Here is a 13,838-nt window from a genome sequence, read left to right as displayed (position 1 = left end):
AATTAGTTAGGAATTTCATACAGTGGATTCCCGCACGAGGTTCCGCCTGCATTTTGGAATAGATTATGAGTGTTGACTCCGTCTGACCAGGTACATACTTCACCTAAAATATCAGCCTGACATGACTTTTCCGTCATAATACATTTTTCAACAGGTGCTAACGGATCAAAACGATAACCGTTTTCCACTAAACTGTTTTTTTTCACAACGCTTGTAGCGTACGCACTCCCTGCGCCTAAAAGCAAAACTGCTAAGGGCAATGCGATTTTTCTCATTTTTTTCATGATGTAAAATTAAATTTGGTGCCTACTCTTGGTTCAGGTTTTCGGCTTCCCCTGCAATGAAATGTTGAGTGATGTTCTGCGCAAAACGATATTTAATGATTTCATTTCCTGTTAATACATAAAGATGCTGATCTGTAATATGAAACTGTACCTTTTTTTCCTTTTTGGGATTTGGTAGATAAAAACTTCCGATATATCCTTGTTTTACAGTTGAATAAACATCAATAATAAAAGAATTTTTCCATCGGTCCCTGTCTTCAAATTTTCCGATGAGATTTGATTCTATGAATAGCAGACCTGCATATACAAATGCTTTTTTATTGACTTTCAATGGGGGTTTGCTCATCTTCTTTTTTCCGTCCGAAAGTTCAGAAACCTTAATCTGCGGAATGCTTATCGTATCAATGGTTTTATACTTCGCTTTGACGGTAAGATGGTCATCCATTATCAAGAGCTGGTTTTTGTAATAGTGTACATAAACAGCAATCTGAGTGAGCGGGTCAAAATGTAGTTGTCCATCAGTATCAAAGATTCCGTCATTGGTTTTTCCAAGAATTCCCGATTTCAGATTCAGAGGATTTTTCTGCAAAGGATTCAACAATCCTAAAGTCTGCTTTTCTGAATCTTTGAAATAAGTGCTGATTGCAAAGGCATCTTTACTGATATTCACCAATTGGCTAAAGTACGCCTGTCCTAAGCTCAAGGTCTTTGCTTGATGATTTCCCAAGATTCCCTGATAGATTACAGGAACACTTCCGTCATACAGATAATAATTCTGGGCATTCACTTTCAGCTGTACTCTTTTAAAATCAAAGTTGTAACGATCCGGTAATACCCTGTTTTCTTTCGTTGCTTTAAAATTCAAATCAGTTGATGTCAGTAGAAATGGAGCGGTATAGTTCCCCAGATATACTGAATCTTTTGAAATGCCCGCAAAGTAATAGGAGTTGATCTGAAGATTGGACCGTTTTTCTTCTGTTATCGGATGCTGTAAAAACCTTCGTGTAAAATTATTTTCCTTTTTGATCATAAATTCTGATTGTCTGTACATCAGAATAATTGCTGAACAACTTACTATTGATAAGACGAGCAGCAGACTCACAGATTTAAAAATCTCCTGTCGTTTAGAATCTGAATATAAAATAACTGCAAAAGCAGCTATGATAACAGTGGCAATATTAAAGATCAGATGGGTTTTCCAATCCATTTTTTCTAAGATTCCACCACAAGAGCAAGGAATAAACTCGCTATAGTTCAGTATCATGTAGATATATACAGTGAATGAAACCATCAGAACAAAAGAACTGTATAATCCGATTTTTCTGGATCTCTCAAAGATCAATAAAATACATATTGCAAGTTCAATGACTAGAACTCCGTAAGACATGACATTTGAAAATGCACTCAATAGGGGAGATTGTGCAATCTGAATCTGAAAATTTTCAAAATCCATTATCTTACTGATGCTGGCGTAACAAAACAGCAGTATGAAAAAATAGCTTGTGAATTCTACAAATCTTGTTTTGATGGTTTTCATAATCTTAATATTTATCCTTTTCTGACTAATATCCATTTGACATTTTTCCCACAGTAGGTGGACAGTACTTCGCCTTTTGAAAGGTAAACTACGGTGCTTATCCTTCCTTCAACCTCCCATTCTCCACTTTCCGTACATCTCTTTCCGGTGCTTAAGATCACTTTCTGATTTTCCATTTTTTGAAACTGTATCAGTTAAGCAGAAATTATCCTTACCAGATCGTGTCCTGCGCCATCCTCCAGTGCTGCTTATCTTTTTTCGGTTCATCATCATCACCTGTATCCATATTGTCAGAACCTTTTTCTTCTGCAATGCCATTTTGAATCCTTGCAGATTCTTTATTGCTTTGAACTTTCATATTTTGTTGTTTCTGTTCTGTTGTATTTAAATCAGACTCAGATCTTTCACAAGACTGCATACAGAATGCAGTTATTAGACTTAAAAGTGAGATATACTTTTTCATTTTTTTAACAATGGTTTTAAAGTTATCCCGGCCGGTTTTTGATATTGATTAGAATTCTGATGTCGAAATTAGGAGGGTTAGGGAATTAAAAAAAACTATTGTTGCATCGATTGATACATTAAATGTAACTATTGATCAATCCTACCAACAAAATTAAGGTGTATCGTATTAATAATCAGTTAGTTGTTTTGGGTGTAAAGTTTGAACAAGCGTTTGATTGTGGTTTTTTTGTTAAATTTGTATATATCTTATCATAATGCATTATTATAATGGAGTTTTAACGCTATTATTCACTTTGTTTGTGTTTATGACACAAGGTCAAGAGATACAGCAACAATCTTACAAAGAGATTTCCCGATTGATCGATTCTTATTCTGAGAATGATGAAAGGGCAATTGTTTTTGTCAAAATGTACATTGACAAAGCAAAAAATGACCATAACCTTAAAAAATTGATCCGAGGTTACGAAGAAGCCATCTATTACAGCAAAGAAACCAGCAGGAAATTATCTTATGCTGACAGTGCCATTGTCACCGCTGTAAAATCAAACGACCAGGATCAGATTGCGAGAGCCTATGCAGGAAAAGGAATTATTTATTACTATAATCTAAGACAATATAAAAAAGCTTTAGAAGAATATCTGATAGCGTTCAAATATTCAAAAAATTCAAAAGATGGTTACCTTAAGAATAAGATCATCTATCATTTGGGAATGATCAAAAGCTATTTGGGATACTATAAGCAGGCAGCTGTACATTTTTCAGAGGCAGCTGATTTTTTTGAAAAAAATGCCAAAGAGAGTTTAGATCGGAACATTAGGTACAATAATGAATCAGGTTATTTTAACAGTATTTATCGCTTAAGCACTTGTTATAAAAATCTAAGACTATATCATAAGGAAGACTCTCTGATTAATATTGGGCTGGAAAGACTTCATAACAATAACGAGCTTGTAGTTGAGTTTGGATATTTCCAGAAAGGAAAGGGTATTCAGCTGCTGAGAAAAGGAAATACAGATGAAGCCTTAAAGCGATTAAAACTCTCACGTGATATTTTGATCACCAATCAAGATTACGCATCATTGACGAGCGTCTATTTTAATATAGGGAAACTATATAAGTCGATTGGCAATAGAGCTGAATCGTTAAATTATTTTAATAAAGTTGATTCGCTGGTCAATAAATTTTGGTTTATTACCCCTGAGATCAGATCAAGTTACCTGTATCTGATCGATGATGCTAAAAAAAATGGAGATACTGAAAGGAAGATGTATTACGCGGACCAGTTGTTAAAGGCTGACTCTATTATTAATGCTGACTTTGTGATACTCACGGACAAAATTTATAGTGAGTATGATACGGACAATTTATTAGAAGGGAAGAATCAGGAGATCAGAGACCATCAGGTCATTTTATATTCTTCCATTGTTGCAGGATTGGTAATCTTGTTTTTTCTCATTTGGAGATTCCGGAAAAGAGAAAAGGAATTGAATGCGAGGTATCAGGAAGTGCTTGAAAAATTAAGTACCTCAAAAGAAACCATTAGTTTCGACTTCATACCACCCGCTTCATCTGATGAAAACAGTTTAGACTTATACAGTTCAGAAATTATCGAGGACATCAAAACAAATCTGAAGATTTTTGAAGACGAAAAACAATTTCTTCAGCAGAATTTAACACTTGACATTGTTGCCAAAATGATAGGAAGCAACCGAACCCATTTATCGTATGTACTTAATGTACACTTTGATGTAACATTTCCAACATACCTTAAAGCTTTAAGAATCAGATATATCACCAATTTACTTGTAGAGGAAACTATATATCTTAGTTATAAAATTGAAACACTCGCCAAAATATGCGGGATGGCGAACAGGCAGATCTTCTCAGCACACTTTCTCGAGATCAACAGTATCAGGCCTAGAGATTTTATCAGAATGAGACAGGAAGAATTAAAGAAGACCTGACTTTTTTATTTTTTAGCCCGATTTTTACGTTAACAATAAATTGAAAAACGTATGAACGGACAAAATTTTAAAAAAAAAGTAGATCAACTTTGGAAAGATCTTACAACAGCAGTAGATCAGATCAACAGAAGTGAGAATGATGTTGTGATTCGGGCAGAAGAAATTCTGATGGAAACAGACGCTGCTGTAAGACAATTGAAAGACCTATTGCGCCAATATCAATTTCCGGACTGGAGTAACGAAATATATTTCTTTAAAAATACCAAACCGCAGTTCGTAGCAGTATATATCTACTATTCCAAAGTGTTAGCCATAGAAGCCTCAAAACCCTATGCTGATTCGCAGGCGTTAAGATCGTATTATGAAAACGAGAGATCCAATCTTTTATATTTCTATAATGAGCAAAGAGAATTTATCAGTTATTATCGTCGTAAATCGACATACTTAGACAAAAAATATTTCGTTCGGTTCAAATTTGATTTTAAGTTAAAGCTCAGTCCGGAACTGTACAGTTATGATGAGGAATTTTCCACCTCCCACGACCATATTGTGTCTCAAATATTGGCAAATGATCTTTTAGAGCAATATTTAACAAATAAAATTGATTCAAAAGACGGTAAAGACAACTCTATTGACCATATTAAGAATCTGGAATGGACGGCTCCGAAAGTTGCCCTTATTGAGCTGTTGTATGCACTTCATCAAACGAAGTGTTTTAATGGAGGTCATTCAGATCTGGCGGAAATTTTCCGTTGGGCAGAAAATTCACTAAATATTAATCTGGGTAATTATCACAAGACTTTAGGCGAAATACGGTTAAGAAAAATAGACAGAACTAAATTTTTGTCATTGCTTCAGCATAATTTTAATCAGTATTTGGATGATTTAGACCTATAGGAGAACAATTAGTTTCTACACAAAATTCTCCAATTTTAAATAGGACCATATACTATTTTCACTAATTAAGACTGTATTGGTTTTTATGTGGCTAAACATTAATATGTATTAATGTAGAGTCTTTCATTATTCATAATTCAACTTAATTTATGAAAATAGAGTATTTCATAGGAATTGTAATTGTAAATCTTTCGGTAGTATCGATAAGCTACCGAAAGATCTTCTGTGTGATTTATCATAGAGCAGCTTGATATACATCAATATCAGCGAGATTTCTACTTAGATGATCGTTAAAAGTACTTCAAGCTAATTTGAATTCGATCAATATAACTCTTAGAAATATCGGCAAAACAATAGCCTTAATGGGACAAAATAAAAAATTTAGATAAATATTGAATTATAATCCAGTAAAAGTGTTGCTTATCGCAATGCATTGGTTGTTTTTTTCCAATTTCAAAAAAATTAAGTTGAATCATCAGTAACCATTGATCTAAAACTCTTTATCCAAAGGGTGTACAAGAGAATTTTTCGGTAGTACCGAGAAACTACCGAAAGATATTAAGCGTGATTTTGAAATTTTGTCGAACAAAATAATTGACAAATGGCAATATCTATTATCACCAAGGAAGACCTTCAGCAATTCAAAATTGAACTATTGGAAGGCATTGAAATATTACTCAAGGGTAAGACGACAGAGCAAAAATTATGGCTTCGGAGTTCTGAGGTCAAGAAGCTGCTTAACATATCTTCAGGAACCTTACAAAATCTGAGGATCAACGGAACATTATCGTACAGCAAGATAGGGGGCTCCTTGTATTACAATTATAAAGACATCCAAAAATTACTCGCGGATAAAAAACAATAATTTTTAATACGGAATTATGAAGAATAATAAAAATATCATCGGCTTTTTTGAGCGTGTCATTGAAGATGATCGATTGTATCCCTCTCACATCAGTATGTATGTTTCACTTTTCCAATTCTGGAGTTTGAACCGGTTTCAGAATCCTTTTCGGATTAGCCGGGAAGATGTGATGAAGTTAAGCAAGATCAGGTCAATCGCTACCTACCATAAATGCATCAGAGAACTTTATCGCGCAGGATTTATACGTTATTCACCAAGTTATAACTCATACAAAGGAAGCTTGATTGAGATCATTGATTTTGACAGTGAAAAAGTAGGTGAAAAAAAAATATCTCAAAATCAAAATTTCTTACTACAAGATGAGATTCGGTTTTTAGTTCCGATGTTCAATGAAGTTGAGTTATATTTTACTGAGCGGGATCTCCCATCTGCTGAAGCAGATTGCTTTTTCTCTTTTTATCGATCTAAAAACTGGAAATTGAGTAATGAGAAACCAATGAAATGCTGGCGGGCTGCTGCGAGGAATTGGATCTCTGAATTGAAAAAATCTATAAATTAAGAACAGATGAAGAATATCGATCCTAGAACTCCGATATGGCGACTAACTGTTGAAGAATTTTTGGAGGTTTCCAAAAAAATTAATTCGGAAAAAAAATATGAATTTGGATTGAAAGGTCTGGCAAAAATGCTGGGATGTTCTATTTCGAAAGCCTCGGAAATAAAATCTTCAGGACTGTTGGATGATGCCATCATTCAAAACGGAAACATTATCATCATTGATAAGGAAAAGGCATTAGCGCTTTTTGCACAAAAATAAGGATGCATTACCTTGAATTAATGCGGCGGTTTTGGGATTTTAACCAAAAAACATCAATTGGAACAACGGGAATTTCAATGTACTTATACCTGCTGAAAATTGGTTCTGACAATGACTCTTGTGATTTTCAAATTTCTGATGTTGTCATAAGCATAGAATTAGGGGTGACTAGAAAAACGGTAAAATCCACTAAAGAAAAACTCCGAAATTTAGGATTAATTCAGTACGAAGCAAAAAGCGGACTTGCTTGTAAATACAGGTTAATAGGAGATTATCCTTCACAAATTTCTAGCCCTGAAATGATGAGTAAAGAAGAAATTGGAAAGGAGGAATCTATTCAAAAAACAGTAGAATCCGGAGTTTCATTACTTACAGATCGTCCCGTTCAAAATTTTTCTGAAAACACCAGTGATCAGGAAATTGAAAGCGATTTATCGCAAACAATACAATCCTCAAAACCACAACCAACCACTCAAAAAGGGAACGATGAAAATATTCCGTCTTTCGAAGAATTTATAACGTATGCGGAAACATTAAAAATTTACGTGCCTGAGTTAGATTCTGAAATACAATCGAAATATGAGAATTGGAAAAACAATGACTGGAAAAATAGTTCTGATAGACCTATTACCAATTGGAAATCTTCATTGAAAAGTACATTACCTTTTATGAAAGGTCAAATGGAAAGTCATCAACTTTCACTTCAATCCATTCCGGATATAAAACGTCCAAAATCCCAAAACGGCAACCTTTGAAAGGCCGACAAATGTCTACGATAAAAATCCATTAAAAAAAATTGAATTATGACACTATCAGATTTAAAACCCGGTCAAAAAGTAACCATCAACGGAATGCTTGCCGAGTACAAAGGAATTCAAAAAGTGAAGATCCCAAATTTCGGTAAAGTCGAGAAAAGGGTCTTTCAAGGCGAAGGCATCAACATCTACAAGTATTATAATCTCAATGACGGAGCTAAAACCCTCAAAAGCGAGAAAATCGAGTTGGTATATAATTGCAAATCGATTAATCATTGAAATTTATCAAGAAAAATAAAAATTTCAAACCCAATTTAAAGCAATGTTATGGCTGTCCCGGAAAAGGATTTACGGTTAATCCGCAAGGAATTTGAAAATAATGATGAAATAAATCCTGAGAGAATTCGCTTGGGAAACCGTTTCGTGGACGATTTCATTTTCGAAGGTCACGAGGCTGCGGATATTCCCATCAATGCGCTTCGGGTAATATTTAATATTGTTTCTATCATCAGCAATGAGCAATTTCGTCCGGAAGACCGACCTAAACAACTCTCCTTGTTTGATGAGGAGTTTGAAACCGAGAACAATATTTTCGCTTCCTTAAAAATCAGGAACAATAAAATTTCGCCAAGCGGATCTTCAAAGCAGGTGGTAGATGCTTATGAATTTCTTACAAAGTTCAAAATGAGCTGGTACAAATCTACTAATTCCAAAGGTAAGGAAATCAAAACTTTTGGTGGACTAATTTCTATACCTAGTTATGACCAGAGAGGTTACACCACGTTTCTAATCAGTAGTTATTGGCTTAAAAAACTAATGGTTATTCCGGAATACAATTACGTTTTGTACAATTTGGTGTACAATATCAGGAACAATAAGCATATTATTTTCGCTATCTGGCTTGCAAAACTGCCTGAAAACGGAGCCGTTTTAAAACTCTCCACACTGAACAAGAAATTTGGATTGAAGTATAAAACTTCCAAGGATTTTTGTTTCAAATTTTTAAAACCTGCAAGAATCAGTTTGAATACATTCAATACGCTTTCCTTCAATTACAAGTATAGAGGGGATTCAATTTTTATTATTCCTTATTTAACTAAAATCATTTTGAACAACAATTTATCCCAAAACACAAGAGAACAATTGGAATCAAGCGAAGTGTATCTTGAAAATAGGGAAAAAATTGCCCAAAGATTAAGTTACATCAGAAAAAGATATGGTCTGCACGAAAATGAAATGCTCCAGTTTTCCCATCAATACAGAAACGTTCCACAAACAAGAGTTTTGATAGAAAAGGCATTCCATGCATTTATCCGAACAGCTCGATTGAAAGAAATTAAATCTACGGAATTTCAAGGAAAATTATTTCTAAATGAAATTCAGGAACACATCATACAAATTTATCGGCGTACAAAAATGGGAGAATTATTACCAAATGGTTACCCGATAATTATTTGAATTCGGAATTGCGCTCACCTGGAATTCGGAATTGCGGTCACTGAAGTTAAAAAATTGTTAAAATTCCGAAACTTTTGATTGAAATTTCGGAATTGCGCTCACTCCGAAATTCAAAACCACTAAAAATATGGATAACCATAAAAAAATGTGGATAACTACGAGTATTGTATTAAAAATGAATGAAAATGGAAAGTTGAATTCGGAATTGCACTCACCCGAAAACTGTTGTTTTTTCGGAATTGCGGTCACTCAACTTTCGGAATTGCGCTCACTGGAATTCGGAATTGCGCTCACCCAAAAAGTGGCTCAAAACCTTTGCCATAAGAGGATACGACGCCTCATTAAAAGTATATTAAAAGTAATTAAAAAGTCTTTTTTTTATTAAAAAGGAAAATGTGGATAAAAAAATTGCTTTAAAAAAGAAAAAAATGAATTGCGAAGAAGTAAAAGAAAAAGTGAATATAAGAACAGTTTTGGAATCGTTCAGCCTTTTTCCTGTTAAAGAGAATCGGAAAACTGCATTGTACTTTGCGCTTGACAGGGAAGAAAAAATCCCGAGTTTTTCGGTTGATTTCGTTAAAAATAAAGCATTTGATTTCGGAACCGGGAAAAGTTATGATGTGATTTCAATCGTTCAGCAAATGAATCGATGTTCAGTTTCTGATGCTTTGAAGTATCTTGAAAAATTTGACTTCTCAGTTCAAAATCATATTCGGATTGAAGATACTGTCCAAGTAAAAAATTATCAAATCATAAAAGTAAATGAAATTAAGCACCCTGCTTTAATTCAATATTTAAAATCCCGAAAAGTTTGCGAACAAAAAGATTTGGTAAAACAAATTGAGTATATGTTGAATGGTAAGAAATATTTTGGAATCGGATTTTTTAATAATTCAGGAGGAGTTGAAATCCGAAGTAAATATTCAAAAATCTGTTTGGGCAAAAAAGATGTCACTTTGATAAAAAATGATTTGAATACTTCCAATGAAATTGTAGTTTTTGAAGGTTTTTTTGATTATCTGACTTTTAAAAATTTGGAAAGTGCAGAAAGTTCAATTTCAGATTGTTTGATTCTCAATTCTACGGCGATGCTTTTCAGAGTTGAAGAATCGTTGAAAGAATATGATAGAATTTCACTTTTCTTGGACAATGACCCAAATGGAAATGCAACTAGAGAAACTATTCAAAAAAAGTATAAAAATGTAGAAGATTGTTCTTTGGTGTACAAGGATTTTATAGATTTGAATGAATGGTTTTGTATGAATACTACGGAAAATAAATTTTAATTTAGGCGTTCATTATTTTTATTCCGTCAAAGAAATAATTCAAAATATATTTATCAAATTCGTCCAAATTATTTGTTTTTTCAATAGTCATTTCTTTTCCTATTTCGTTAAATTTTTCAACTACTTTATGTATGGTTAAATCACTATCATAGAAGTCAATAACTTTAGATTCGTGAATTTTTTTTGAAATCATTCTAGGCAAACCATATTCTTCAAGTTGGAATACAACTTTAGGTAGAAATGCGTTTGAACACCACTTTATGAATTTAGAAATATCATATTGCTTATTTTTTAAAATTCGTTTTTGTAACGTATTTAAATCATTTAAAAGTGCTGAAAATTTATATGTGACATTTCTTTCTAGTAGAAAAAAAGTATCAATCCCAACATCATAATCTTCAAGTTCTTTTAGCAGTTCGGGAATAGATTTAGTCCAATTGTAAGCCATTATTTTTATAAATTCGACAAAGGTTTTATAGCTACAATCCCAGTTTCCTGGTTGTAACTTTATCACTTTATAAAGAAGTCTATCCCAATTTTCAGGCTTAAATTCATTCAAGTAATATAAGCCATTCCATTCGTCAGGATTTTTAGTCAAATCAATTGCTATAGCCTTTATCAAATCAGAGTTACTCGATTGAAAAATGGATTCTGATTTTAGTTCTTCATAGACTTTAGCTCCAACAAGCTCAGCCATTTCATCATTATAGAACTTTAATTTTGCAACTTGCTCTTTAGTTAATAATCCATCATATTTTGATTCTTCTAAATCTCCTAGTATTTCATCTGGAAAGGGAATGCTTAATTGAGTTAAGCCTTCTTCTGGTGGTTGTTCTAAAATGTAAATCTTACCTATAAAGTGCTTAAACATTCTGCCACCTCTTCCAATAATATTTTTATAAGTGAAATCGTCCAATTTTGCACTTCCTTTTCTATTTCTCCAAATTATCACGTTTTCAGCAGATGTATTAACGCCTTCTATGATTGAAGATGTTGAAATTAAATTTCGTATTCCCTCTCCTTCTTCAAATAGTTTTACTTGGATTTGACTTAAAGAACGATGTAGTCGGCCATTGTGAACGCCAATTTCGCGACTAACTAATTTTGTTAAGCTCCAATTGAAATCATAATTCTTAGAAAGCCAATTTGCAAACATTTCAAGAAGTTCATTTTTAACTGGCTCATATGTCGCAAGAAATAAAATAGTTAGGCTATCAATATTGGAATATGTACCAGCATAAATCAGAGATTTTCCTTTATTTTTAGATAGGATTTCTAAGAGTACTTCGCTTTTTTCATCATTATTCTTGATTTGATTGTATAGTTCGTGTTTCTCTAAAAAAACGGTATTAAAATCAAGCCTTATAAATTCCATATCGTCTGTAAATGGATTGTTTTCTAATGACGTGATATTTGGAGCTAAATAATACTTTTGATTTGATTTTGCTCCAAGTTTAATCATCGCTCTAATTAAACTTGGCGACCTTTCTTTATCAAATTTACTACTGGCTTTATAGAATTCATCAACTATCATAATGTCAAATGACTCCACGATGTTAATGTAATTCATAGCTCTTTCCTGTGGAAATATGAATATGTTTTTATCTGACAATTCAACATCAGAGGTTGTTATGATTTTATACTCGTGAGCGAATTTTTTATATAATCGTCTTCTAGTTTCGTCTGTTAGTGCTAATGTTGGAACTATTATTAAAACATTATTTGGTTTTTTAATTTTAATATACGCATCAATTACAAAGCTTTTACCGAAACTTGTTGGTGCACTTACAGCAATATTTTTTCCTTCCAAAAGCTTTTTAAGTAAAAAAGATTGTTCTCTATGTAGAGTTAAGGGATTTTCTTCGCCGACATCAACTTTAAAGGCATTATAGATAAATCTTTCTTCCCAATTAGAGGTTTCTAACTCCAAGTATGGAAAAAGACCTGTTTCTCTTATTAAATGATTAACTAATGGATTGTAAGCTAATTGATTAGTGTTGTGAAAATCTAACAATTTAATGAGCTCCTGTCTTGCTTCATTTTCTTGGTTATCGATTAAAAGTCCATTAATTATATGGCATCTGTCAAAAACTTGTTCTTGCATAACTAATCTCTATAAGCTTTAGCGATTTGAATAAATTTATCTACGACTTTTTCCTTGTCTGCAATTGGAAATAAAATTATGTGAAAATTAATTTTTTCATATAAATGTACGTCAGCACATTTCTGAATTTGTTTCTTAAAATATTGAGTTGCTCTGTCTTTGTGATAATCAATAATACCTTGTTTATATTCTGCGGTCAAACTTGTTCCAAGTTTTGTTTGTTCACATTCATACAACAATAATATTGGAATGTTTAATATTGGCTTTATGTTGTCAATTGATTCCTCTTGTGAAAGACTAGCTTTTATTTTAATTCTCAAATCTTCAGAGATTTCATCAAAATCATTGATATCACTTAAATTCGTTATTATGCTATTCTCTTTTTTGATTTTATCTAGACTTATAGAGTCTTTTACAGAAGCAACAATTGTATCTAACCTCGCATTTTCTATACTGTTATAAAATTTTGATTCCCCAAACCATAATGAAAAAGAATCTTCTGACTCCACAACAATATGAACGCTATCTGAACCTTTAGCTTCATCTTTTAGATTTTGCTTGTAAAAAATTTTAGGGACAATTGGCAATGCAGAATAGTGATTTTTCATTATTCCGTAAAGTACAATTTCTGCAATCTCACTACCTCTTCCAATTGCATCAACAGACTCAATTAAACGTAATTTTTTTGCAGATTCTGTTAAAATTGAACCTTCTCCATCATCCAAAAGTGCTTTCCTTTCACTATGACTTAATGCAGTTTCCTTTATGTTGTTCCATATGAATTTTTGAAATTTATCATATCTCCATTCTCCATTTTCAAAATCGTTAATTATTCCAAGAACTGATTTGTTGTTGGTGATTTTTAAAGTGTCGTCTAATTTGACGTCATCAAAAATTTCATTTAGTAGAATTTCAAATTTCATTCACAGTGTAATTTTATTATGATTTATAGCTCATAGAATATATCAAAGGCAAAAAACTAGTCAAGTTAAAAATCAACATTGATTTTTAATACGATGGTAAGTATTTGAATATTCATAAATCCAGCTATCTATTTGTGATTTTGACAAATATAATCAAAGTAAGTGAGAGAAAATTAAGAAAATCCGTAAAGTAATAATAAACTCCGTAAAATTTATCAAAAAAGTATTTTTATTCAAGAATTATTAACCCAAAATTAAATGAATATTGCAATTCAAATCATTAGACAAACTAATTATCGAATGTTTTATTTTGATTTTACCGGCGTCAAAACCGTCTAGTTAATCACTTCTAACTGATGTTTGGCTTTTTACTATTGCAAATGTAGGACAGCATCATTCACCTAAAAAAATATTTTTGGGTTTCTATAAAAATTCTTTCCACGAGTTCCAATAATTTTTTCAGACACTCCTGAATCCTTCGGA

The 13,838-nt window shown here is 32.6% G+C and carries 15 protein-coding genes; 9 read left to right on the top strand and 6 right to left on the bottom strand.

The genetic code is table 11. The features are described from left to right. Nucleotides 1–2 precede the first annotated feature (2 nt). Genes EG346_RS24580 through EG346_RS24570 form a run of 4 tightly spaced genes read right to left on the bottom strand, consistent with a single transcriptional unit; the run spans nt 3 to nt 2,284 of the window. Nucleotides 3–275 (bottom strand): hypothetical protein, encoded by a 273-nt coding sequence (locus tag EG346_RS24580; RefSeq protein ID WP_123882498.1) that lies wholly within the window; start codon nt 273–275, stop codon nt 3–5. Nucleotides 276–306: 31 nt separating this feature from the next. Further along, the gene (locus tag EG346_RS24575) at nt 307–1,821 is read right to left on the bottom strand and encodes a MauE/DoxX family redox-associated membrane protein (RefSeq protein WP_123882496.1); all 1,515 of its coding nucleotides are present in this window, start codon (nt 1,819–1,821) and stop codon (nt 307–309) included. 11 nt (nt 1,822–1,832) lie between these two features. Beyond that, nucleotides 1,833–1,997: a hypothetical protein gene (locus EG346_RS24980; RefSeq protein ID WP_154656850.1), complete on the bottom strand. Its 165-nt coding sequence runs from the start codon at nt 1,995–1,997 to the stop codon at nt 1,833–1,835. 35 nt (nt 1,998–2,032) lie between these two features. After that, nucleotides 2,033–2,284 (bottom strand): hypothetical protein, encoded by a 252-nt coding sequence (locus EG346_RS24570; RefSeq protein ID WP_123882493.1) that lies wholly within the window; start codon nt 2,282–2,284, stop codon nt 2,033–2,035. Nucleotides 2,285–2,591: 307 nt separating this feature from the next. On the opposite strand from EG346_RS24570, the gene EG346_RS24565 reads away from it, so the two are divergent. The 9 genes from EG346_RS24565 (at nt 2,592) to EG346_RS24525 (ending at nt 10,328) form a co-directional block, all read left to right on the top strand. Further along, nucleotides 2,592–4,250, top strand: coding sequence for a helix-turn-helix domain-containing protein (locus EG346_RS24565; protein WP_123882491.1), 1,659 nt, complete (start codon nt 2,592–2,594; stop codon nt 4,248–4,250). A gap of 51 nt (nt 4,251–4,301) precedes the next feature. Next, the gene (locus EG346_RS24560) at nt 4,302–5,147 is read left to right on the top strand and encodes an RteC domain-containing protein (RefSeq protein ID WP_068941686.1); all 846 of its coding nucleotides are present in this window, start codon (nt 4,302–4,304) and stop codon (nt 5,145–5,147) included. 601 nt (nt 5,148–5,748) lie between these two features. Beyond that, a complete protein-coding gene (locus EG346_RS24555; protein WP_034976006.1) occupies nt 5,749–6,012 on the top strand; it encodes a helix-turn-helix domain-containing protein in 264 nt (87 codons plus the stop codon). A gap of 16 nt (nt 6,013–6,028) precedes the next feature. Further along, on the top strand, nt 6,029–6,571 hold the full coding sequence (locus EG346_RS24550) for a hypothetical protein (protein ID WP_068941689.1): 543 nt from the start codon (nt 6,029–6,031) through the stop codon (nt 6,569–6,571). Between the two features lie 6 nt (nt 6,572–6,577). Then, entirely contained in the window at nt 6,578–6,829 is a 252-nt protein-coding gene (locus EG346_RS24545) for a DUF3853 family protein (protein WP_040995572.1), read from the top strand. Between the two features lie 2 nt (nt 6,830–6,831). Then, complete coding sequence (locus tag EG346_RS24540; protein ID WP_068941691.1) at nt 6,832–7,584, top strand: hypothetical protein; 753 nt, start codon at nt 6,832–6,834, stop codon at nt 7,582–7,584. A gap of 48 nt (nt 7,585–7,632) precedes the next feature. Continuing rightward, nucleotides 7,633–7,863 carry a hypothetical protein gene (locus tag EG346_RS24535; RefSeq protein WP_040995576.1) on the top strand — a complete coding sequence of 77 codons (231 nt, stop codon included), beginning with the start codon at nt 7,633–7,635 and terminating at the stop codon, nt 7,861–7,863. Between the two features lie 48 nt (nt 7,864–7,911). Beyond that, nucleotides 7,912–9,042, top strand: coding sequence for a hypothetical protein (locus EG346_RS24530; protein WP_068941693.1), 1,131 nt, complete (start codon nt 7,912–7,914; stop codon nt 9,040–9,042). 395 nt (nt 9,043–9,437) lie between these two features. Beyond that, the gene (locus EG346_RS24525; protein ID WP_317126639.1) at nt 9,438–10,328 is read left to right on the top strand and encodes a DUF8464 domain-containing protein; all 891 of its coding nucleotides are present in this window, start codon (nt 9,438–9,440) and stop codon (nt 10,326–10,328) included. A 1-nt stretch (nt 10,329) separates the two neighbouring features. Here the strand turns inward: EG346_RS24525 and EG346_RS24520 are convergent, their stop codons facing one another. Together EG346_RS24520 and EG346_RS24515 are read right to left on the bottom strand one after the other, a co-directional pair. Further along, on the bottom strand, nt 10,330–12,432 hold the full coding sequence (locus EG346_RS24520) for a DEAD/DEAH box helicase (protein ID WP_034975986.1): 2,103 nt from the start codon (nt 12,430–12,432) through the stop codon (nt 10,330–10,332). 2 nt (nt 12,433–12,434) lie between these two features. After that, the gene (locus tag EG346_RS24515) at nt 12,435–13,355 is read right to left on the bottom strand and encodes a HamA C-terminal domain-containing protein (RefSeq protein WP_034975984.1); all 921 of its coding nucleotides are present in this window, start codon (nt 13,353–13,355) and stop codon (nt 12,435–12,437) included. Nucleotides 13,356–13,838: the final 483 nt, after the last annotated feature.

The organism is Chryseobacterium carnipullorum (assembly GCF_003815695.1).
Lineage (GTDB): Bacteria > Bacteroidota > Bacteroidia > Flavobacteriales > Weeksellaceae > Chryseobacterium > Chryseobacterium carnipullorum.
This window is presented reverse-complemented; position numbering and strand designations above follow the sequence as displayed.